A 20,569-nucleotide genomic window follows, 5' to 3' on the forward strand; every position below is an offset into this window, starting at 1 on the left:
GCCATCGACGTATGTCTACATCGCTAGGTACGGGGGCCCGCATGTCCACGCCTGTCACTCGTCGCACCGTGCTGGCCGGTGGGGCCGGCGCCACCATCGGCCTGGCCCTGCCCGGCCTCGCGGCCGCCCACCCCGACGGCCACCATCGCACCAGCGTGAGCTTCACCCTCGACGCGACAACCCTCGACGGCGGCGAGCAGGTCACCTCGGTCACCCTCGACACCAGCCGGCTCGGGCCGATCGACCCGGCCGGGCTGACCCCCGCCACGTTCACCGTGCACGCCACGGCCACCAGCCCGATCCCGATCGCTCCCGGCGACCTGATCTTCAGCGAGTACGACCTGGACCGGACGGTGACCGCGGCCCGGCTCGACCGGCGCGGCAACATCGTGCTGGAGTTGAGCCACGGCGAGGGTCAACCCGGCGGCGGCACCCTCGGGTACATCCTGAGCAGGGGCCGCAACGTCCAACTGGACCTCGTCTACACCATCACCCAGAACACCCCGATCGTCCGACGCCACGGCTCGCCGGTCACCATCGGCCGCTTCGTGCAGGCGGGGCTGTCGAACCCCGAGGTGGACGCCTTCAGCTACCACGTCTCGGGCTCCGGCCTGAAGTACCGGCTGTACTCTCCCGACCACTCGCCCCGACGCGGTCGGCGGCCACTGATCGTCTGGCTGCACGGCGGCGGTGAGGGTGCCTCGCTGCCCGACGACTACTACGACAACGAGACCACACTGCGTGCCAACCGTGGAGCGCTCGGCTTCGCCACCCCGCAGGCACAGCAGATCTTCTCCGGCGCGTACGTCGTCGCTCCGCAGAGCACCTCCTACTGGATGGAGGACGGCCCCCGCTTCGCCCCGCTGATCCGCGAGATCGTCCAGGACCTGGTACGCCGCAAGCGGGTCGACCCCGATCGGATCTACGTGGTCGGTTGCAGCAACGGCGGCTACATGTCGCTGGAGATGACCTCGACCTATCCGGACCTGTTCGCCGCGTCGGTGCCGATCTGCGGTGTCGTCGAGCCGCTCGACGGGGAGGGCCCCCCGTTGCTCACCGACGCGGAGCTGGCCGGGATCCGCACGCCGACCTGGCTGGTCACCTCACGCGACGACGACACCGTGCCGCCCGAGACCAACACGATCCACGCGCACAACCTCATCCCGGGATCGCTGATCACCCTGTACGACCACGTCGTGTGGAACGGCTACCAGTTCCCCGGGCACTGGTCCTGGATCTACGTGGCCCGCAACGACCCGAGCCTCAACGGCACCCACATCTGGCAGTGGATGGCCCGTCGTCGTCGGTGATCCGTCGTCCGGCCCGGATGGATCACCGCCTGCGGCGCAGTTCGCGCAACACCCCGTGTCGACGCAGCGCCCAGACGAGACGCCGCACGCGGGGGTGCACACCACCAGCACCGCCGCCCGGCGGATCAGGCCGATCCGGTTGTCGCTCACCTGGTTCTCGATCGCCTGCCAGATCAGCTCGCGCACCTTGGCGCTCGCCAACACCGCCCGAACCTCACGCCGTACGGTGGGATCCTCGGCCGCCGACGCGATGGCCGCGGCCTGACCCGGCCGGTCCGCGAGCGGCTCCACCGCCGCCGCGACGAGGGGCCGGCGTACCTCGTCCCGCTCCAGCAGCAACAACACCGCTTCCCGGATCTGCACAGTGTCCAGGGCCGACCGCAGCAGCCGGAGCAGGCTGCGTTCCACCTCGTGGTCGTGGTCCGGAACGGTGAGGGTGGCCAGCAGTCCCGCGACCTCGTCGAGGTCGACGACGTGTCGCACGCCGGTGCGGAACTCCGGCAGCTCCCACGCCACCTGCAGCGCCTTGACGAGATTGCGGTTCATGGGCCACCCGCTACCCGCGAGCGCCGGCCGGCGAAACCCCGCGACCAGTCCGGGGCGGCGCGCCAGCCACGATTTCCGTGACGGGGTGAGCGGCCGCCCGGGGTCGGGCGGCCGCTCGTCATCGGGTCAGCACCAGGTCAACGTCGAGTTGATCCGTGTGACGTTGCTGATCGTGTTGTTCGCCCCACCGCAGGGGTTCTGGGTGATGTTGGTGTTGGTGACCGTCAGGTTCTGGAAGCGGATGCCGGAGGAGATCGGGAACTCCGATCGCGAGGCGATCCGCACCTCGCCACCGCCCGTCACCGTCCCGGACACTCCGGCGATGACGACGTTGTAGCAGTTCTCCACCAGGATCGAGTTGTTCCCGGTGTTCGAGATCGTCACCCGGTCGATGACCGCGCCACCGGACTCGGAGACACAGAAGATGCCCCGACCGCCCCCGGACGCGATCACGGTGCCGACCCGGATGTTGGTCGGGTACGAGCTGCCCACCCGGCCGTTGCGGTTGGCCATCCGGAACGCCGCGTACCCGGTGCCGGTCCCGGCGCCCTGCGCGTCGACAGTGCCCACCGTGGCGTTGATCGTGTCGTTGAGCAGCAGCCCGGAGTCCCGGGTGTTGCGCGCCGTGACCGTGCCGATCGTCAGACCGTCCACGCCGTACGTCTCCACCCCGTGCGTCCCGGTGCCCGACACGTACACGTTGTCGATGCGGATGTTGCGCACCTTGACCGCTCGATCTCCGCCGTGGTTGTCGATGCGTACGCCCAGGCCGGCCGAGAGCCGCATGTCGATCTGCCCGAGGGTCAGGTTGTTCACGTTGCGCATGAAGATCCCGTACAACGGTGAGCCGGTCAGCGTGAGGTTCTGCACCTCGACGTCAGTGGTGCCGCGCGAGTAGACCGGCGCCTGGTCGCCCGAGCCCGACCCGGTCACGTTGATCGTGCCGCACACGGCCAGTGTGGTGTACGACGGCAGCGACAACCGGGAGCCGGCGCTCATCGAACCGGAGCCGCGAACCACCACCCGCTGCTTCGACGTACGACCCGCCGAGAGCGAGTTGACCGCCGCCTGCATCGCCGACAACATGTCCGAACCCGAGTAGACAGTCGACGAGCCGTTGCGGGCCGTCCAGGTGCTCCCGCTCAGCACCGCCTCGGCGTTTGTCGACCCGCTGCCGCAGCCGGTGGTGGGTGGTGTGCTGACACCGCCCACCGCGACCAGCTGCCACTGCTGGTTCGTGCCGTTGAGGTCGGTGTACTGACTGATCCGGCCGCCGTCGGCGGTGGACCGCTCCCAGACCTCCAGCACCTTGGCGGAGTGGCGGTTGACCAGGCGGACGTGGCCGCCGTCGGAGTCGAGGACCTGGAACTGCTGGTTGGTGCCGTTGAGATCGGACCACTGCCGGTACTCGGCGCCGTCGGCGGTGTTCCGCTCCCACAGGTCGACGACCTTCCCGCTGTGCCGGGCCTTGAGGCGGTAGTAGCCGCCGCCGGAGGAGACGAACTGGAACTGTTGCCACGCCCCGTCGTTGCGGGACCACTGCTGGATCACCGCGCCGTCCGCCGTCGAGGTGTCCCGGACGTCGAGGACCTTGCCGCTGTGCCGGTTGACCAGGACGTAGTAGGCGTTGGTGTCGATGGTCGCCGCCGCTGCCGGCGGTGCGCCGACCAGAACCGCGCCGGCCGCGCCGACCAGCGTGGTGATCATGGCGAACACCAGGCCGGTACGCCATCGGCGACGGACCGACCCGCCGCCGGACCGTTTTCTCGTGAGGGGGAAGGGCATCGCTCCTCCTGGCTGGATGGGCTCGGGGTGAGACGGGACGGGTGCCGAGGCCGGCGGGCGCTACTCCAGGTGGAAGGTCGCCGATGCGCGGTCGGCGCTCGAACTGACCGCCTCCACGTAGAGCAGTCCGCCGCGATGGCGCACATGACGGCCCGGGAAGTTCTGCGACTCCAGGGAGATCCCGGCGCCGTCGGCGAGGCCGGCCTGGCGGTGGAAGCTCGCATCGCCAGCGAACAGGGCTGAGCCGTCGCTCTTCTCGACGTACAGGGCGAAGCCCCGGTGACGCAGGTAGTACCCGGGGAAGTTGGTCGACTCCAGCGACACCGATCCGCCGCCGGCGAGGCCGCTGACGATGCGGAACTGGGAGTCGGCCAGGTTGGTCACGTTCGGCTCGATCCGGGCCCGGTAGTCGTAGTGCCGGATGTAGCTGCTGGTCTGGTCGTGTGACCGCAACCGGACCGGGGTGGCACCGTCGGGCACCGGGATGCCGAAGTTCGGGGTGCCGTCGGCGTTCCAGTACACCTTCTGCAGCCGGGTGCGCCGGTTCGGGTCGTTGAGCGGATCACCGGAGATGTCGCGGTAGCTCCGGTCGTGGTAGACGAGGATGTCGCTCTGCCCGTCCTCGGAGACGGTGAACGAGTTGTGGCCGGGGCCGTACTGGCTGGTGGCCGCGTTGCTCGCGAACACCGGGCTGGGGCTCTTGCTCCACGAGGCGGCGTCGAGCAGGTTCGCGGTGACGGAGGCGCTCAGCATCCCGAGGCAGTAGTTGGCGTCCGTGGCGCTGGCCGAGTAGGTCAGGAAGATGCGGCCGTTGCGTTGGATCACCGCCGGTCCCTCGGCGACCCGGTAGCCCCGGGTCTCCCAGTCGTACGTCGGCACGACGAGGCGAGTCACCGTGCCGGTGATCTGCCACGGGTTGGCACCCATCCGGGCGAGGTAGACGTTGGAGTTGTTGGAGATCCCCGGCTCCTGCTGGGCCCAGGTCAGGTAGCGCACCCCGTTGGCGACGAAGGTGGAGGCGTCCAGACTGAAGGTGTCCCAGGGGGTGCTGATCCGGCCGCGTTCGGTCCAGGAACCGGTGAGCGGATTGGCGTTGGCGTTCTCCAGCACGTACATCCGGATCCGCCACACGTCATCGGTCCGCCCGGCGGCGAAGTAGAGGTACCACCGGTTGTTGATGAAGTGGATCTCCGGTGCCCAGATGTGGGCACCCATCTCTCCGCTGGTGTGGCGGCTCCAGATCGTGGTCTCCGCCGCCGTCGCCAGCCCCTGCAGGGTGGTCGCCCGGCGCAGCACGATCCGGTCGTACTGCGGCACCGTCGCGGTCAGGTAGTAGTAGCCGTCGGTGTGCCGGAAGATGTGCGGGTCGGCCCGCTGGTTCGCCAACGGGTTGGTGTAGCTGACGGCCGGTGCGGCCTGAGCCGGCCCGGCCACGGGCAGGCCGGCCGACACGGCCAGCACCACCAACACCGCGGCCAGCGCCGACCGCAGTCGTCGATGGCCGCCGCGGCCGGCGGGCCCGTGGCGGACGGCTCGGCGGGTGGTGGGGTCGGTGGGAGCGAGTGGCAGCGGCATCTGTCCTCCGCGAGCGTGGGAAACGGCCATTGACCGGCGCGGGACGACACCCGCCGTGCGGCGTGCCGATGCGGTCGACGTCACCCGGCGATGTCGGGAAGGGCCGGGGGAGAGGCCCGAAAAGGCGGGAGTGTGACGGTGGCGTTGCGGGCAGGTGGCGGACTCATGTTGGCGTTAACATCGATGCATGTCAAGGTGTGGAAGTCACTGACCTGGCGGCGGCGGCCACCCTCGTACCTGCGGGTAGTGTCCTCGGCGTGCTGCGACGGTGGGTTCTGGCGATCCTGATGGCGGCCTGCGGCGTGTTGGTGGCGGCGAGCCAACTGACCGCCGGGCTGCCCGCCGTCGGCGCGGTCGAGCTGGTGGTCTTCCTGGTGTTGGCACTGCTGCTGTCGCCGTGGGCCTTCCCCCGCTCGGTGAGCGCCGCCGAAGCGCGGCGGGCCAGCGCGGTGGACGGCCGGCCGATCGTGTACTGGCGTCCCGGCTGTCGCTACTGCCTTCAGCTGCGGTTCTCACTCGGCCGGCTCGCCCGGCGGGCCCACTGGGTGGACATCTGGCACGACCCGGCCGCTGCCGCCGCCGTCCGGGCGGTGGCCGGCGGCAACGAGACGGTGCCCACCGTCGTGCTCGGCGAACGGGCTGTGGTCAACCCCGACCGGGCCTGGTTCCGCCAGCAGCTCCGCTCGTCCTGACCCGGCGTCACCCTCATCCCACCGGGTGGCCGGCACGGTACACGGCCAGCGGGCGACGCAGCGCCCTGATGTCGCTCGTCGGGTCGCCGTCGACGATCAACACATCGGCGTCGAACCCCGGGGGCGATGCGGCCCTTGCGTCGCGCCAGCCCACTCTGCTCGGACCTGGCTTCCGTGAGTCGGGGCAGGTGTTCCACAATCGGCGTCACCTCAGGAGCGGTGCGCTGCCACGTTGATGACGTTGCCGTCCGGGGCGCGGACGAAGAACCGGCGCACCCCCCACGGCTCCGTGGTCAGCGGGTGCACGATCTCGTAGCCGAGCCGCTGTGCCTCGGCATAGGCGGCGTCCACATCGTCCACCTGCACGCTGATGACCGAGTCCTCGGGTGCGGACGCGTCACCGGAGACGAGCTGCACGGCCACGTCGGGGTCGGGCGAGGTGTAGCGGGCCACCCAACCCAGGTTGAACGCCTCGGTGCTCAGACCGAGGAAGTCGGTGTAGAAGCCCTTCGCGTCGCTGATGTCAGCCACCGGAAGGTTGGGCAGGATGCGGACGACGCGCATGGGGACCTCCAGCTCGGGTCCGATGATTATCCGCCTGACACCGCACGCGCCACGGTGCATCCTGACGCGATGGCGGCCGATGACATGATCGATTCCGAGAACTGGGCCGGCGGGTTCTACGAGCTGATCCTGGTCCTCGGGCCAGCCGATGATGCCCGACTCGACCGGGCCGCGGCTGCTCTCTGGCGGGCCGGTGACGTCCGTGGGTGCCGCGTCGGGGTTGACCTGGTCGAGGTGACCCCCGGCGCGCAAGCGTTCACGACAGGCGGGCACCTGCGCGGGACGCTCACGCTGCCGTCCGGCGCGCGGGTGGTGTGCGGCAGCTACACGACCAGGTACGACAACGTCGACAACCTGGTGCTCTACCTGCCGCTCGGTGCGCTGGCCCGGGTGGACGGAAGGATCGGCGGGTACCCGTTCGACCAGCGCAGCGGCACCGAGTCGCTGACCTGGCGCGCCCCACTCGACCGTTGGCTGGCCGACATCGCTCTCACCGTCCACGCCGACGTGCCGTTCACGCGCGCCATCATCGGCTTCGAGGCTGACGACGACACCGACACCACCGCCGGTGCGAGCTACACCGCTCGCCTGGTACCCGGGACCAACGGCATGGACTATCACCCGGCGACCAACTGACCGGGCACCGAATCCGGCGCGGTCCCCGTGCGGGTTGGCTGTGTGCTGGGCCGCCCGGGTACGGCCGGGACCCGACTATTCCGCTGGTCGCACCCGGGCGACGCGGCGGCGGTAGTCGGCGGCCACGGCTATGACCAGCGGACCCCACGCCAGAAGTGGGGCGTAGAAACGCAACACCTCCCAGCCGGGGACCGGATGTGCCGGTTCGTCGTCCCCGATTCCCACCCAGCCGCTCTGCACGACGTGGAACCGCTGATTCAGCAGGAAGTACACGCAGACGGCGACGAGCAACCAGCCTCCGGCCAACGCCACGCCCACGACCGGACGCGCCGGGATGCGACGGCCGCCGAAGCGGGGTATCCACGGCGGAACCCGCTGGCCCCACCCGTGCACCAGCCCGAGTGTCGACAGCGCCAACCCCATCGACACCGCGGACAGCAACAGCATGTACCAGTGCGAGACGGCATCGTCGGTGAACACCAGCGACAGTCGCCAGAGCGCGGACGGCAGGACGCAGAGCGGAACGGCGTAGGCGGCCCAGACCGCCCAGGGCGGCGCGGCGGTGCTCGGGTACGCCGGTGCCGGTGCCGGTGCCGGTGCCGGTGCCGGTGCCGGTGCCGGTGGTCCGGTTCGGGTCTGTTCGTCAGCGGCAGTCATGGACCAACGATCGCCGGCTGTGGGTTCGCTCTCCTCCCCGACGCAGGGGAAGTGCTTCCCCTGCTGGGGGCAGGTCGTCGGGGTGGGGACCCGTTCGCCCGGGACCGCCTAGGTCGTTCTCTGCTGGGCGAAGAAGGACTCGGCCGCCTCCAGCCGGGGCACCTCGACGTTCAGCCTGCGCGCCTCCGCCAGGGTGTCGCGGCAGACCGCGCGCAGTTCCTCGGGGTTGGCGTGCGCCTCCATCACCACGCGCATCGGCGGGAAGTGCCCGAACAGCCAGGCGAGCGCCGGCGCTGCCAGCCAGACCGGTGCCGTGAAGGGCAACAGGTCGGCCCGGTGCCGCCGCAGGTCGACGCCACGGGCCTCGACGAGCGGGAGGAGTTCGCGGATGGCGAGGATCGCCTCGCGCATGGTGCTGGTCGTGAGCTTGGACAACGAGCCCAGTTTCAGGCTCTGCGTGTGCAGGCCGGCGTTCTGCACGAAGTGGATCGACAGCCAGCCACGGAAGTCCCGGTTCTCCCGGAGCCTGAACCCCGCCTCGCGAAACACCTGGCGCACGGCCCGCTCGCGTTCGGTCGGTGCCCCGCCGAGGGTGCCGAAGGTGACCACGGGCAGGAGACTTCCACGAAGCACACCGTCGTCGCCGAAACCGCCGCCGGCCCCGGGGAAGCCCCAGGCCACCTGATCGGCGGGAAGGTGCGCTGTCGCGGCCAGCGGCTCGACCCACAGGTTGTTGAAGACGAGCACTGTGGCTCGGCCCACGCGCGGTCCCAGGAAGGCGGCGGCCTCCGCGAAGCTGTAGTGCTGCACGCTCAGCACGATCAGGTCGAAGTCGTGGTCCGGCTCCAGGGACTCGCGATAGCGCACCGGCCACCTCTCGGCGACCCGCTTCCCCCACGGCCGTCGGCGCGCGTCCAGCAGATCAAGATCGATCGCATCGCCGTACGCCGCTGCCCGCCCTGGCCGGACGTAGAACTCGACGTGGTGCCCGGCCTGCTCCAGCGCCCACCCGTACACCGCGCCGATCACGCCGCGACCGAACATCAGAATCTTCACGTGGCACCTCGTACCCTATAATTGGAGGCCATCTCCGCTTTCAAAAATATGGAGACAATCTCCACTTGTCAACCCTGGGGCCCCTGTGACCGATGCCAAGCCACTGCGCGCCGACGCCCGTCGCAACCGCGACGCCCTGATCGCCAAGGCTCGCGAGCTCTTCGCCGACGGCCGCTTCGACCTGCGCTTCGACGACTTCGCCAAACTTGCCGGGGTGGGCACCGGCACGCTCTACCGGCACTTCCCGACCCGTGAAGCGCTGGCCGAGGCGGTCTACCGCGAAGAACTCACCGCCATCTGTGAGCGCGCCCACGAGATGCAGGCCACCCTCCCCGCCGACCAGGCGCTGGAATCCTTCCTGCGCGGCTTCGTGGACCACCTGCACCACCACGAGGGCCTCGCCCGCACCCTCGCGACGCTGATGGCCACCCAGTCCGGCGCGCTGGCGGAGGGCACCCAAGCCCTGGGCCAGGTCGTCGCCGATCTCCTGGCCGCCGCCGCCAAGACCGGAGCCATCCGCGACGACGTGGGCGCCGGCGCCGTCATGATGACCCTGCACGGCATCTGTGCGGCCTACGACCACCCGAGCTTCCGCATCGACGCGGACGGTGTCGTCGCCCTCGTCCTCGACGGCCTGCGCCGCGGAGAACCCTGAGCAACGGGTCCCCGCGCCGACCGGCCATCTCAGTCACCGCCCAGCGCGGCCGCCTTGCCGAGCAGCACCGAGCGCTCGCGCTGATTGGCGCAGAGCCGGGCGGCCAGCGCCAACTCGGCGCGGGCCTCCGACCGCCGGCCGAGGCGGGTCAGCAGCTCACCGCGTACGGTCGGGACGAGGTGCGAGCCGGGGAGCCGGTTCGAGGCGATCAGCTCGTCCACGACGGCCAGGGCTGGTGCCGGACCCGAGGCCATGGCCACCGCGACGGCCCGGTTGAGCTCGACCACCGGCGAGGGCGCGACCCGGCCGAGCGCCTCGTAGAGCAGGACGATCCGTGCCCAGTTGGTCTGCTCGACCGAGGGCGCCGACGCGTGGATGGCCGCGATCGCGGCCTGCAGGCCGTACTGGCCGAGACCGCGCTCCGATGCCGTGGCCAGCGCGGCCAGCCCACGACGAGTCGCCGACAGGTCCCACAGTCGGCGGTCCTGGTCGGCGAGGAGCACCGGCGCGCCCTGCGGGTCGGTCCGGGCCGGGAAGCGGGCCGCTGTCAGCTCGCACAACGCGAGCAGGCCGTGCACCTCCGGCTCGTCCGGCTGGAGCGCGGCCAGGGTGCGGACCAGCCGGATCGCCTCCTCGGCGACGTCGGGGCGCAACAGCCGCTCGCCCGAGGTGGCCGTCGACCCCTCGGTGAAGATCACGTAGAGGACGCTGAGCACGCCGCCCAGCCGCTCCCGGCGCGCGCCGGGCGGCGGCAGCTCGAACGGCACCCCGGCCGCCGCGATCGCCTTCTTGGCTCGGGTGACGCGGGCCTGCACGGTCGGCACGGGCACCAGGAACGCGCGGGCGATCTCCTCGCTGGACAGGCCGCCCACCACCCGCAGGGTCAGCGCCACCCGCGCCTCGCGGGGGAGCACCGGGTGGCAGCTGACGAACATCAGCGCCAGCACGTCGTCGTCGATCCGGTCCGGATCGATCTCCTGGTCGATCACGGGGTCGGCCGCCAACAGGGCATACCGGTCCTGGAGGGCGGCCCGGCGGCGAATCGCGTCGATCGCCCGCCGCCGGGCCGTGGCCATCAACCACCCGGCCGGATTGGCCGGAGATCCACGCGGCCAGGCCACCAGTGCCTCGGCAACCGCCTCCTGGGCGGCATCCTCGGCCAGCCCGAAGTCACCGGTGAACCGGGTCAGCGCGGCGACGATCCGCGCCGACTCGATCCGCCAGACGGCCTCGATGTCGGCCGTACCCATCAGACCTGGCCGTCGCTCTCGCCGCCCAGCGGAACCTCGTCGGCTTCGGCCACCCGACGGACCTCGATCTTGGAGCCGCGGACCGCCGGGACCCGTTTGGCCCACTCGACCGCCTCCTGCTTCGTTGCGACGTCGAGCAGGAAGTAGCCGCCGAACAACTCCCGGGTCTCGCCGTACGGGCCGTCGGTGACCACCGGCGTCTCGCCACCGAAGTCGACAACGACGCCCTGGCGCGGATCGTCGAGACCCTCGGCCGCGACGAGCACGTCCGCCTTCATCATCTCCTCGATGAACCGGCCGGTCGCCGCCATCGCCTCATCAATCGAGGCCATCATGGCCGCGTTCGTCTCGTCCGTGCCCCGCATGATCAACATGTACCTCGACATCGTCTTCTCCTCATCCGACGGGCCGCCTCCCGACCCTCGCACGCACTCGTCGAACGAGCGGCCCGCGAATCGACATCGCCAGGAGATTCTCTCGCCGCGACACCTCCGATTCCCCGAACCACGGGTGGCGGCCCACCGAACCGGACGCCCGCCGGTGGTCACCTGGCCCCACACCGCTTGATTGAATCGGCGCACATCAATAGATTGAGGGTGGGCGCCGCCGAGGCCCGGGAGACCGGGCCGTCGGCGGCTGACAGGTCCGCCCCGAGCCGGGCATCTCGGTCGTCCGCACGACCGGCAGCTGTGGCGCACCGCCGCGCCGCATCCAGGGCACGTTCTCGCGTCGCGTCCGTCCAGGACACGCCGCGGTCGCGGCCTCCGCTCAGCTCGATTCAGAAGGACCTTCCATGACGATTTTCCGTGCCCGCCCCGCCGCGACAGTGGTCGCCGTCGCCGCGCTGGCCGCCGCCGCGACCACAACCGGCGCGGCGGTGCTCACCGGCCCGGCGTCGGCCGCCCAGGGTTGCCGGGTCGACTACACACCCAACCAGTGGCCCGGCGGGTTCACCGCCGCCATCAAGATCTCCCCGGGGGACACGGCCGTCTCCAGTTGGACCGTCACCTGGACGTACGCGGGGGACGAGCGGGTCACCAGCGGCTGGAACGCCACTGTCAGCCAGTCAGGATCGACGGTGACCGCCCGTAACGCGTCGTACAACGGCAGCATCCCGGCCGGCGGCTCCACCGAGTTCGGGCTGCAGGGGACGTACGGCTCCAGTCCCGGCGCACCGACCGGGTTCGCGCTGAATGGCGTCCCGTGCAACGGCGCCACCCCGCCGCCGACGACGCCCCCACCGACGACGCCCCCACCGACGACGCCTCCGCCGACCACCCCGCCGCCGACGACGCCGCCGACGACGCCGCCGCCCACCACCCCGCCGCCGACCACCGAGCCGCCGACCGGGTGTGCCGGCGCGGTGCTCTGCGACGGCTTCGAGAGCCAGACCGGTTCGACGCCGTCCGGTGACTGGGCCGTGGTCAGCCCGGACTGTTCCGGTGCCGGCACCGCCACCATCGACACCACCACCACGCACAGCGGCAGCCGGTCGGTCCGGATCAACGGCGCAGCCGGGTACTGCAACCACGTCTTCATCAGGTCCACCAAGAACCTGGGCAGTGTGGGCACCGTCCGCTACGGGCGGATCTGGGTCCGGCACACCAGCGCCCAGCCCACCGAACACACCACGATGATGGCGATGGTCGACGCCGCCGACGGCAACAAGGACCTGCGGTTGGGTGGCCAGAACGGTGCCCTGCAGTGGAACCGCGCCTCCGACGACGCGACGCTGCCCGAGCAGAGCCCGGCCGGGGTGGCACAGAGCGTGCCGCTGCCCACCAACCGATGGACCTGCCTGGAGTTCATGGTGGACGGCGCGGCCGGTCAGCTGCGTACCTGGTTGGACGGCACCGCCATCGTCGGGTTGACCGCCGACGGCGCGCCGACGCACGACATCGACGGCCAGTGGTACAACCGCACCTGGCGACCGCAGCTCACCGACCTGAAGCTGGGCTGGGAGAGCTACGGCGGCGGAGCCGACACCCTCTGGTACGACGATGTCGCGGTGGGGTCCAGCCGGATCGGCTGCTGACCCGTCGGGGTCGTCGGCAGCGCCCGGCAGCGGTGCGCCGTCACGCCGACGATGCTGTCTAGGGTGTGACCCCGAGGGTGGGTCACACCCTGGACCGCGTCGGCCTCGACCTGGCCGGGCCCCGCAGGAGAGAGCGACAATGGACCGCAACCTGGCCGACGTCCTGGACGCGGCGGCGCACGGGCACTTCCCACCACCGGACGGCGGAACCACAGTGGTGCCGCAACCCAGCCGCCGGGACGCCGGAGTCATCGCCTTCACCGGGCACTCGGTGGTGTTCACCGACGAAGACCCCCAGTGGGTACGCCGTGTGCTGAGCAGCACCGACTGCGACCCGTTGGCGGCCACGATGAACCCGCGTTTCCTGGGTGCGCTGCTCGACCGCACCCGACGGTCCATGGACACCATCGACCTGCTGACCGTCGCGAGCAACCTCGCCGGGCCGCCGCCACTGCGGCTGACCGAGCTTGCCGACGGCGATCATCCCCGCGAGGTCAGGGCCCGTCGCCGCCGTGACGACGTCCGGGTCTGGGCCGCCGAGGGTGGAGTGGTCGTGCTCGGCCGAGGGGTGGCCGGCCGTTGGGAGGCGGCGATCGAGGTCGACGACGAGCGTCGCCACCGGGGCCTGGGGCGGGCGCTGGCGACGGCGGCCCGGCATCTGGTGCCCGACGGCCAGCCGGTCTGGGCCCAGCAGGCCACCGGGAACGCCCGCAGCGTGCGCGCCTTCCAGGCGGCGGGATTTCGACCGGTGGGCGCCGAAGCACTTCTCCTCCAGGCCTAGGCACCACATTGACGGACCCCGCGTCCACTGTGCGCAAAGCGTGATCGGCGGGACGTTTCCACGATCACGTCCGGGGGCATCCCGGCGGATGAAGGCAGCCGCCTCTACCCCCTGATCGAGGAGAACACCATGTCGGTCCAGGCATTTCTCTACGTCGTCGCCGTCATCCTGATCGTGCTCGCGGCCCTGCCGTTGCCCACGAGGGGTGTCTCGCTCGCGCTTCTGGGTGCCGCCTGCGCCCTGCTCGCCTACGCCTGGCCGGTGATCACCGACTGATCCTGCCGTGAGTCATCGTGGGGTCGGTCCTGGCCGGCAGCCCTAGCGCGATCGGGGTGCCGGCCACGACCGTGAGTCTGTTGTCCTCATGGTGCCGGGGTGCGCCGTCGCTGGCGGTACGCGGCCGCCTTGGCGCGGTCTCCACAGCCGCGCATGCCGCACCAGCGCCGCCGCGCGCCGCGCGACCGGTCGACGAACGCTCGGGTGCAGTGCTCGTCGGCGCACCAGCGGAGGGTCTGGCGGTCGCCACTGGCGTGCAACTCCAGGCAGTCGCGCGCCAGGACCGCCAGGACGGCGGCCAGGTCGCCGTCGCGGTGCACCCCGTCGGCCTCAAGGCGCAGCGCGGGTAGCGGCTTCGCGGCGGCCGCATTGACCAGCTCGCGGTCTGCCGGGATCGGCCCGGTGCCGTTGATCAGGGCTTGGACCAGGCGGAACATCGCCTCTCGCAGCGCCTTGGCGTGGCTCAGCCCGGCGTCGTCCACAGCGGGCGGTCGTTCGACGATGCCGGCCTGGACGGCCCAATCCGCTACGTCTCGCGGAGCGGTCAACTGCTCGACATCGGTGTGCCCACGCTCGGCGAGCGTGGGGAGGAAGTCCAGTACCGGCCGATCGGCGATGAACTCGAACCTCACGTCACCATATTGACCGGTGACGTGATGCGATGCAAGAGTGATGCGATGGCATCACCGGTTGAACAGGTGACGAAAGCGGGTTCCGGTAGCCGTCGGGACAACGCTCGACTGGTCCGGTACCTGACCGCGGCGCTGCTGGCGCGTACCGCCGACGAAGGCGCACGTGTGGCGCTGGTGATCCTCGCCCTGAACCGAACCGGCAGCGCGGCCGTCGGCGGAACGTTGGTCGCCACCCTGCTCCTCCCACACGTCGTGGCTGCGCCCCTGGTCGGTGCGCTGGTCGACCGCGCGCGACGGCCGGCGGTCGTGCTCGCCGGCGCGATCGCCGTCTTCGCCGCCGTCCTCGCCGCCCCGGTCGCGATGCTCGGCCATGCGCCGCTGTGGCAGACCTGCCTCGTCCTCGCGATCGCGGGGTGCTGCGGACCCGCGCTGACCGGCGGACTGACCAGCCGACTGGCGGCACTGGCCGGACCCGGACAGGAGGCTCGCGCCTTCGCGCTGGACTCGTTGTCCTACAGCGTCGCCGGCATGCTCGGGCCGGCCACGGTGGGGCTGCTGGCGGCGGCCGATCCCGGCGCCGGCGTTCTCGCGCTCACGGTGGCCGCCGGGCTCGGCGCCCTCGGCGTCACATCCCTGCGCCTGGTCGCCTCCACCACGACGGAGCGGACACGAGCCGCCGGCCTGTTCGACGGTGCCCGCGCGATCGCCCGGATCCCGGACCTGCGAACGATCACCCTCACCACCAGCTTCGGTCAACTGGGCCTCGGTGGTCTGGCTGTCGTGGCCACCACCCTTGCTGCCGCTGCACAGCAACCGGCCCAAGCCGGGCTGCTCCTCAGCGTGACCGCCGGTGGCGCATTGGTGGGATCGCTGCTCTGGGCATGGCGGCCGCTGCCCGCCCGCCACGCGCCCCGGGTGACAGTCTGGGCGATGGCCGCGGTCGGCGTACCGCTCGCGTTGGCCGCCGCTGTGCACTCCCTACCACTGGCCGCAGCGCTGTTCGCGCTGTCGGGTCTCTGCACTGGACCGCTCGGCGCAGCGCTGTTCCTGGCCCGGAATCAGTTGGCCGACGAGACGATCCGCACTCAGGTCTTCACCATCGGCGCCGGGTTGAAGGTGGCGGCCTCGGCGATCGGGGCCGGGCTCCTGGGCCTCGCCGCCCCCCTCTCGGCGAGCGCCCAACTGCTGCTGGTCGCCGCCTTCCCGATCGTCGCGGGGATCGCGGGCGGCCTGCTGGTGCGGCGCCGCCCGCAACTGTGTGCGAGCGGACTCATCGACCCTTGCTGAGTTTCTTTCACAAGCGTAGGAAGAACACCACCACCGTCAGCCCCGCATCGATCCGCCGTCCAGCGTCGAAGGAGATGCCTGTGACCACCCCCAGAGGGCTCCGTCTCGCCGTGTCCGTGCTGGTGACCGCAGGCGCGGTCCTGCTCGGCACGGCGGCCCCCGCGGCACCGCCGACGGCACCCGCACCGGCCGGGCACCCGTCCTGCGACCCGATCGACCCGACCGCCTGCCTGCTGCCGTTCCCGAACGACTACTTCACCGTTCCGGACCGGAGCAGCCCCACCGGCAAACGGGTACGGTTCGCCGCCGCCGCGATGCCCGCCAACGTGCAGGGAACCCCCATCGACCCGACGGAGTGGAACCGGCAGGACGGGTTCAGCCCCGGCTCGCCGATCCTGGTGCGCGTACCCGGTCTCGACGCCACCGCGAGCGGTATCGCCCCGGTCACCGACATCGGCCGTTCGCTGGCACCGGACGCCCCGATCGTGCTGCTCAACGCCCGGACCGGCACACGCACGCCGTACTGGGCAGAGCTGGACGCGCACGCCGTCGGCCAGCCCGACCGGCAGCTGCTGATCATCCGGCCGGCGGTGGCGCTGGCCGAGGGCACCCGCTACGTGGTCGGGCTGCGGGGCCTGCGCGACGGAAACGGGGCCCCGATCCGAGCGCCGAAGGCGTTCACGGCGTACGTGACGGGTGCCGGCGTCACACACCGCGACCCCCGGGCGCCGCAGATGCGCAGGATCCTCACCGATCTGACCCGGAGCGGCGTCAACCGGCACAGCCTCTACCTGGCCTGGGACTTCACGGTGGCCAGCCGGCACGGGCTGACCGGGCGGATGCTGGCGGTCCGCGACGACGCGTTCGCCGACCTCGGCCGGGCCGCCCCGTCGGTCACCGTCACCCAGGTGACCGACTACCGGCCGGAGCAGGACCCGCTGATCGCCCGGCAGGTCAGTGGCACCATCGGGGTGCCGTCCTATCTGACCGGCGACGGCGGCCCCGGCTCCCGGTTGCACTACGGCCCGGCCGGCGGCGCCGGGACAGCTCCCACGCCGAACGCCCTGCCCACGCCGTCCGGCACGACACTGGCGGCGGACTTCGTCTGCAACCTCCCGCGAAGCGCCTCGGCCGCGAAGCCGGCGCACCTCTCGCTGTACGGCCACGGGCTGCTCGGCCGGCCGACCGAGATCAACGCCGGCAATGTCAAGACGATGTCGAACACCCACAACTTCACCTTCTGCGCGACCAGTTGGATCGGCATGGCCGCCGCCGACGTCCCCTATGTGGCCGGTGCCTTCACCGACCTCAGTGCCTTCCCCGCGGTGGCCGACCGGTTGCAGCAGAGCTTCCTGAACTTCCTCTTCCTGGGCCGCGCGATGATCCACCCGAGCGGCTTCGCCGCCCACCCGGCGTTCCGGGACGCCACCGCCCGGCCGCTGATCGATCGCCGGGGCGGCCTGCACTACGACGGCAACAGCCAGGGCGGCATCAACGGCGGCGCGCTCACCGCCATCGCCCAGGACTGGACCCGGTCGGTGCTCGGCGTGCCGGCGATGAACTACTCCACGCTGCTGCAACGCAGTGTGGACTTCGCGCCGTTCCAGAGCGTGCTGGACGGCTACTACCCGGACACTGTCGACCAGCAGTTGATTCTCGCACTGCTGCAGATGCTGTGGGACCGGTCCGAGGCCAACGGGTACGCCCAGCACCTGACCGACCAGCCCCTACCGCGCACCCCCGCCCACCAGGTGCTGATGCACGTGGCCTTCGGCGACCAGCAGGTGTCACCCGCCGCGGCGGAGGTGCAGGCGCGCACCATCGGCGCTCGGCTGCACACCCCCGCGCTCGCTGACGGCTGGTCACTGGACGTGCACCCGTACTGGGGTATCGCGCCGATCCGCCGCTACCCGTACACCGGTTCAGCGATGGTGATCTGGAACAGCGGCGCGGCCCAGGCGCCACCGCCGACCAATCTCGCCCCGGCCGGGCCCGAGTTCGGCGACGATCCGCACGAGTTCCCCCGCGCCCAGGTCGGGGCCCAGAAACAGAAGGCGGTCTTCCTGCTCACCGGCACTGTCATCGACGTCTGCGCGCGGACCCCCTGCCCCTGACCCGGACATCGTGACCCGGTGGGGCGCTGGGCCGGCCAGCACCCCACCGGGGTACGTCGAACTCGTCAGGTCAGCAGCGCACCTCGGTCTCCTTCTGCGCCACGTCCGAGATGCCGCCGAGGGCGCGGGTGCACACCGACAGCGTGTTCGCGCCCAGCGACCAGACCTCCGGGCCGCTGGAGCACTGCAGGTCGCGCAGCGTGCTTCCGGTCACGATGGAGGTGCACACCTGGTACGCGCCGTGGCTGGCCCGGTACTGCTGCCACACGTACGTGTAGGCGTAGTTCTTACCGCAGCCCTTGTACTGCTTGACCGACGCCGCGGTCTGACCGCCGACGGTGACGTACGCCGTCGCGCCGATCTGCACCGAGCCCGCACAGCGCGGGTTGGTTTCGGCGTGCGCGGGTCCGGCGAACGCCAGCGTCGCGGGCACAGCCGGACCGGCGGCCGCGAGGATGCGTACGCCACGTCGGATATGGCTTTTCATCGGGTGACCTCCTCCAATGCACCGGGCGTCGCCCCCCGGTGTCGTCGATGCACCACATTGATGGCGGCCACCGCCCGTTCGGTACCCTCTGACACGCTCTGACAACGCCTGACAACGTCGTCTGACATGGGGGAGTGATGAAGGACCAACGTGCCGCCACGGAGTCGACTCAGGACAAACGGGCCGCCGAGCGGTTCGCCGAACAGCTACGGGCCCTGCGGGCCGAGGCGGGCGACCCGTCGTTCCGGAAGATGGCGGGGCGCTCGGGCCGGATCTCGCACACCACGCTGCACGAGGCAGCCTCCGGAACCAGGTTCCCCTCCTGGGAGACCGTCCGGGAGTTCGTGCGAGCCTGCGAGGCGGACGAGGTCCAGTGGCGGCGTCGATGGGAGGACGCACAGCTCCCCGGCATCGCGGACGCCGAGGTGGCACCGATCGGCACCGCTTCCCCGGCCGGCGTCGACACCCCGCCCGCCACCGCTGAGAAGCAGCCCGACACCAGGGTCGACGCCCCGCAGACCCACCGGCCCGTCGTCTCCGGCGTCCCCGTGACGCCGCCCGGGGATCGGGGCGCGCTGGTCGTCACGGGCTACCCGCAGACCGACGAGGAGGTGGTGGGGGCGCGGCGGCACCGGCTGCCGTGGCTCGCCGCCGCCTCGGTCGTGCTGGTGGTGGCGATGGTTGCCGTCGTGGGTGTCATCGTCCGCGACAAGTCCCGGGACGACCCCGGTGCCGTGGCCGCATCGCCCGCACCGCCGGCGTCGCCCTCCGAGTCAGCGTTCTCGGACTCGCTGATCCCCGGCGACTCCAGCAAGTTCATCTCCGACGTGACCATCCCCGACGGCACCCGGGTGCGGGTGAACTCCCAGTTCGTCAAGGTGTGGGCCCTCAAGAACGTGGGGAAGGTCGCCTGGCACAACCGTTTCCTCGCCCGGACCAACCCGACCGCCGACGCCGACGGTTGCCAGGTGCCGGACCGGGTGGCGATCGGTGACACGCCTCCCGACGAGCAGGTGATGATCAGTGTTCAGGTCACCGCACCGAGCCGCCCCGGGAAGTGCTGGGTCAGTTGGAAGATGGTCGACGAGAACGGGCGGGAGTTCTTCCCCACCCGTCGGCCGGTGTACTTCATGGTCACCGTCATCGCCTGAGCGCCCCCCCGGTCGCCGGTGTCAGCGCACGATAAGCCGGTGTCAGCCCCGGTGCTGCCGAAGCTGACAACACCACATCCGTCGAGGTCGATGACCATCTGACGGATCTGACAGGACGGCGGGGGTACCGAACAGCAGGTCGATTCTCGCAAGGTGATGTCCGTTCCGAACGACTCACCAACCGCGAGGAGAATCGACAGTGCGTCGTCAGTGGTTGTCCGTCGGGCTCGCCGCGCTCTGCGTGGCCGTCGGGGTCCCGGCCCACGCGTGGGCCGCCACATCCGGCACCACCGCGCAGCGAACCGTCACCACGGCCGTGCGGCCAGTCGTGGACATGGAAGCCACCGTCCTGGCCGCCCAGATCGACCCCCGTCGACCCGACAACACCCTCACCCCGGGCGCGAAGAGCTCCGTGCTCGCCGTCGAGCAGGCGTTGCAGGCGCAGGGCCTGCTGAACGCGCAGTGGGTCGACGGCTACTTCGGCACCGTGACCATCTCGGCGTACGCCGCGTACCAACGCACGCTCGGCTACACCGGGCTGGCCGCGAACGGGCTGCCCGGCACGACGTCGCTGACGAAGCTCGGGCAGAACCGCTACACCGTCGTCAACACGATCGGCCCGGGCGCGAAGGTCCCGCGCGACGGGTACGTCGTCAACGCCCGTACCCAGGCGATGCTGGCGCAGGCGCAGCGGCTGCTCGGCTACCCCTTGGTGCTCGACCAGGGCTCGTACAACCCCGGCGGCGACCCCACCTCGGCCGGTACGCACGACGGCGGGGGTGTGGTGGACATCGCGGTCACCGGCATGACCGCGGCCAGGCGCACCGCCGTTGCCCGGGCCCTGCGCCAGGTCGGCTTCGCCGCCTGGGTCCGCAACCCGGATCAGGGCAACTGGCCGTGGCACATCCACGCCACCGCGATCAACGACACGGACCTGTCCAGTCAGGCGCAGCACCAGGTCGGCGACTACTACCTGGGCCTGAACGGTCTGGCCAACCAGGGTCCGGACGACGGCCCTCAGGTCGCGATCAGGACCTGGGAGCAGTACCAGCGCGGGCAGTGACCCGCACCCCTCACCAA

The 20,569-nt window shown here is 71.0% G+C and carries 21 protein-coding genes; 12 read left to right on the plus strand and 9 right to left on the minus strand.

From position 1 onward, the window contains the following. Window positions 1–41: 41 nt before the first annotated feature. Window positions 42–1,310 carry a prolyl oligopeptidase family serine peptidase gene (locus ACX27O_RS19150; RefSeq protein ID WP_458939832.1) on the plus strand — a complete coding sequence of 423 codons (1,269 nt, stop codon included), beginning with the start codon at window positions 42–44 and terminating at the stop codon, window positions 1,308–1,310. A gap of 55 nt (window positions 1,311–1,365) precedes the next feature. After that, entirely contained in the window at window positions 1,366–1,575 is a 210-nt protein-coding gene (locus ACX27O_RS19155; protein WP_458939833.1) for a hypothetical protein, read from the plus strand. 407 nt (window positions 1,576–1,982) lie between these two features. Here ACX27O_RS19155 and ACX27O_RS19160 read toward each other — a convergent pair whose 3' ends face one another. Continuing rightward, the gene (locus ACX27O_RS19160; protein WP_458939834.1) at window positions 1,983–3,641 is read right to left on the minus strand and encodes an RICIN domain-containing protein; all 1,659 of its coding nucleotides are present in this window, start codon (window positions 3,639–3,641) and stop codon (window positions 1,983–1,985) included. A 60-nt stretch (window positions 3,642–3,701) separates the two neighbouring features. Beyond that, window positions 3,702–5,216: a family 43 glycosylhydrolase gene (locus ACX27O_RS19165; protein WP_458939835.1), complete on the minus strand. Its 1,515-nt coding sequence runs from the start codon at window positions 5,214–5,216 to the stop codon at window positions 3,702–3,704. 197 nt (window positions 5,217–5,413) lie between these two features. Here ACX27O_RS19165 and ACX27O_RS19170 point away from each other — a divergent pair, with 197 nt between their 5' ends. Further along, window positions 5,414–5,908, plus strand: a complete 495-nt coding sequence (locus tag ACX27O_RS19170) for a glutaredoxin domain-containing protein (protein WP_307857726.1) — start codon at window positions 5,414–5,416, stop codon at window positions 5,906–5,908. Between the two features lie 210 nt (window positions 5,909–6,118). Here the strand turns inward: ACX27O_RS19170 and ACX27O_RS19175 are convergent, their stop codons facing one another. After that, complete coding sequence (locus tag ACX27O_RS19175) at window positions 6,119–6,472, minus strand: VOC family protein (protein ID WP_279515907.1); 354 nt, start codon at window positions 6,470–6,472, stop codon at window positions 6,119–6,121. A 69-nt stretch (window positions 6,473–6,541) separates the two neighbouring features. Here ACX27O_RS19175 and ACX27O_RS19180 point away from each other — a divergent pair, with 69 nt between their 5' ends. Further along, complete coding sequence (locus ACX27O_RS19180) at window positions 6,542–7,108, plus strand: hypothetical protein (protein WP_458939836.1); 567 nt, start codon at window positions 6,542–6,544, stop codon at window positions 7,106–7,108. 75 nt (window positions 7,109–7,183) lie between these two features. Here ACX27O_RS19180 and ACX27O_RS19185 read toward each other — a convergent pair whose 3' ends face one another. After that, window positions 7,184–7,765 (minus strand): hypothetical protein, encoded by a 582-nt coding sequence (locus ACX27O_RS19185; RefSeq protein WP_458939837.1) that lies wholly within the window; start codon window positions 7,763–7,765, stop codon window positions 7,184–7,186. Between the two features lie 108 nt (window positions 7,766–7,873). Then, window positions 7,874–8,821, minus strand: coding sequence for a ketopantoate reductase family protein (locus ACX27O_RS19190; protein ID WP_358127406.1), 948 nt, complete (start codon window positions 8,819–8,821; stop codon window positions 7,874–7,876). Window positions 8,822–8,906: 85 nt separating this feature from the next. Here ACX27O_RS19190 and ACX27O_RS19195 point away from each other — a divergent pair, with 85 nt between their 5' ends. Then, window positions 8,907–9,476 carry a TetR/AcrR family transcriptional regulator gene (locus ACX27O_RS19195; protein WP_458939838.1) on the plus strand — a complete coding sequence of 190 codons (570 nt, stop codon included), beginning with the start codon at window positions 8,907–8,909 and terminating at the stop codon, window positions 9,474–9,476. A gap of 29 nt (window positions 9,477–9,505) precedes the next feature. Here the strand turns inward: ACX27O_RS19195 and ACX27O_RS19200 are convergent, their stop codons facing one another. Then, on the minus strand, window positions 9,506–10,726 hold the full coding sequence (locus tag ACX27O_RS19200; RefSeq protein ID WP_458939839.1) for an RNA polymerase sigma factor: 1,221 nt from the start codon (window positions 10,724–10,726) through the stop codon (window positions 9,506–9,508). Next, window positions 10,726–11,112 (minus strand): YciI family protein, encoded by a 387-nt coding sequence (locus ACX27O_RS19205; protein ID WP_030330665.1) that lies wholly within the window; start codon window positions 11,110–11,112, stop codon window positions 10,726–10,728. Before ACX27O_RS19205 ends, ACX27O_RS19200 begins: the two co-directional genes overlap by 1 nt. A 407-nt stretch (window positions 11,113–11,519) precedes the next feature. Between ACX27O_RS19205 and ACX27O_RS19210 the strand changes: the two genes are divergently transcribed. From ACX27O_RS19210 to ACX27O_RS19220, 3 genes are all read left to right on the plus strand, one after another. Next, window positions 11,520–12,761, plus strand: a complete 1,242-nt coding sequence (locus ACX27O_RS19210; RefSeq protein ID WP_458939840.1) for a cellulose-binding domain-containing protein — start codon at window positions 11,520–11,522, stop codon at window positions 12,759–12,761. A 139-nt stretch (window positions 12,762–12,900) separates the two neighbouring features. After that, window positions 12,901–13,542, plus strand: coding sequence for a GNAT family protein (locus tag ACX27O_RS19215; RefSeq protein WP_458939841.1), 642 nt, complete (start codon window positions 12,901–12,903; stop codon window positions 13,540–13,542). A 129-nt stretch (window positions 13,543–13,671) separates the two neighbouring features. After that, complete coding sequence (locus ACX27O_RS19220; protein ID WP_167337290.1) at window positions 13,672–13,818, plus strand: hypothetical protein; 147 nt, start codon at window positions 13,672–13,674, stop codon at window positions 13,816–13,818. Window positions 13,819–13,904: 86 nt separating this feature from the next. On the opposite strand, the gene ACX27O_RS19225 is transcribed toward ACX27O_RS19220, so the two are convergent. Beyond that, the gene (locus tag ACX27O_RS19225) at window positions 13,905–14,450 is read right to left on the minus strand and encodes a CGNR zinc finger domain-containing protein (RefSeq protein ID WP_358127425.1); all 546 of its coding nucleotides are present in this window, start codon (window positions 14,448–14,450) and stop codon (window positions 13,905–13,907) included. A gap of 45 nt (window positions 14,451–14,495) precedes the next feature. On the opposite strand from ACX27O_RS19225, the gene ACX27O_RS19230 reads away from it, so the two are divergent. After that, on the plus strand, window positions 14,496–15,737 hold the full coding sequence (locus tag ACX27O_RS19230; RefSeq protein ID WP_458939842.1) for an MFS transporter: 1,242 nt from the start codon (window positions 14,496–14,498) through the stop codon (window positions 15,735–15,737). Between the two features lie 74 nt (window positions 15,738–15,811). After that, window positions 15,812–17,851, plus strand: coding sequence for a hypothetical protein (locus tag ACX27O_RS19235; protein WP_247674955.1), 2,040 nt, complete (start codon window positions 15,812–15,814; stop codon window positions 17,849–17,851). Between the two features lie 70 nt (window positions 17,852–17,921). On the opposite strand, the gene ACX27O_RS19240 is transcribed toward ACX27O_RS19235, so the two are convergent. Further along, on the minus strand, window positions 17,922–18,338 hold the full coding sequence (locus ACX27O_RS19240) for a hypothetical protein (protein ID WP_210857573.1): 417 nt from the start codon (window positions 18,336–18,338) through the stop codon (window positions 17,922–17,924). Window positions 18,339–18,475: 137 nt separating this feature from the next. On the opposite strand from ACX27O_RS19240, the gene ACX27O_RS19245 reads away from it, so the two are divergent. Next, window positions 18,476–19,489: an NBR1-Ig-like domain-containing protein gene (locus tag ACX27O_RS19245; protein ID WP_458939843.1), complete on the plus strand. Its 1,014-nt coding sequence runs from the start codon at window positions 18,476–18,478 to the stop codon at window positions 19,487–19,489. A 199-nt stretch (window positions 19,490–19,688) separates the two neighbouring features. Then, window positions 19,689–20,552 carry a peptidoglycan-binding domain-containing protein gene (locus tag ACX27O_RS19250; RefSeq protein ID WP_210864498.1) on the plus strand — a complete coding sequence of 288 codons (864 nt, stop codon included), beginning with the start codon at window positions 19,689–19,691 and terminating at the stop codon, window positions 20,550–20,552. The last annotated feature ends 17 nt before the right edge of the window (window positions 20,553–20,569 follow it).

Source organism: Micromonospora sp. SD19, from assembly GCF_054462275.1.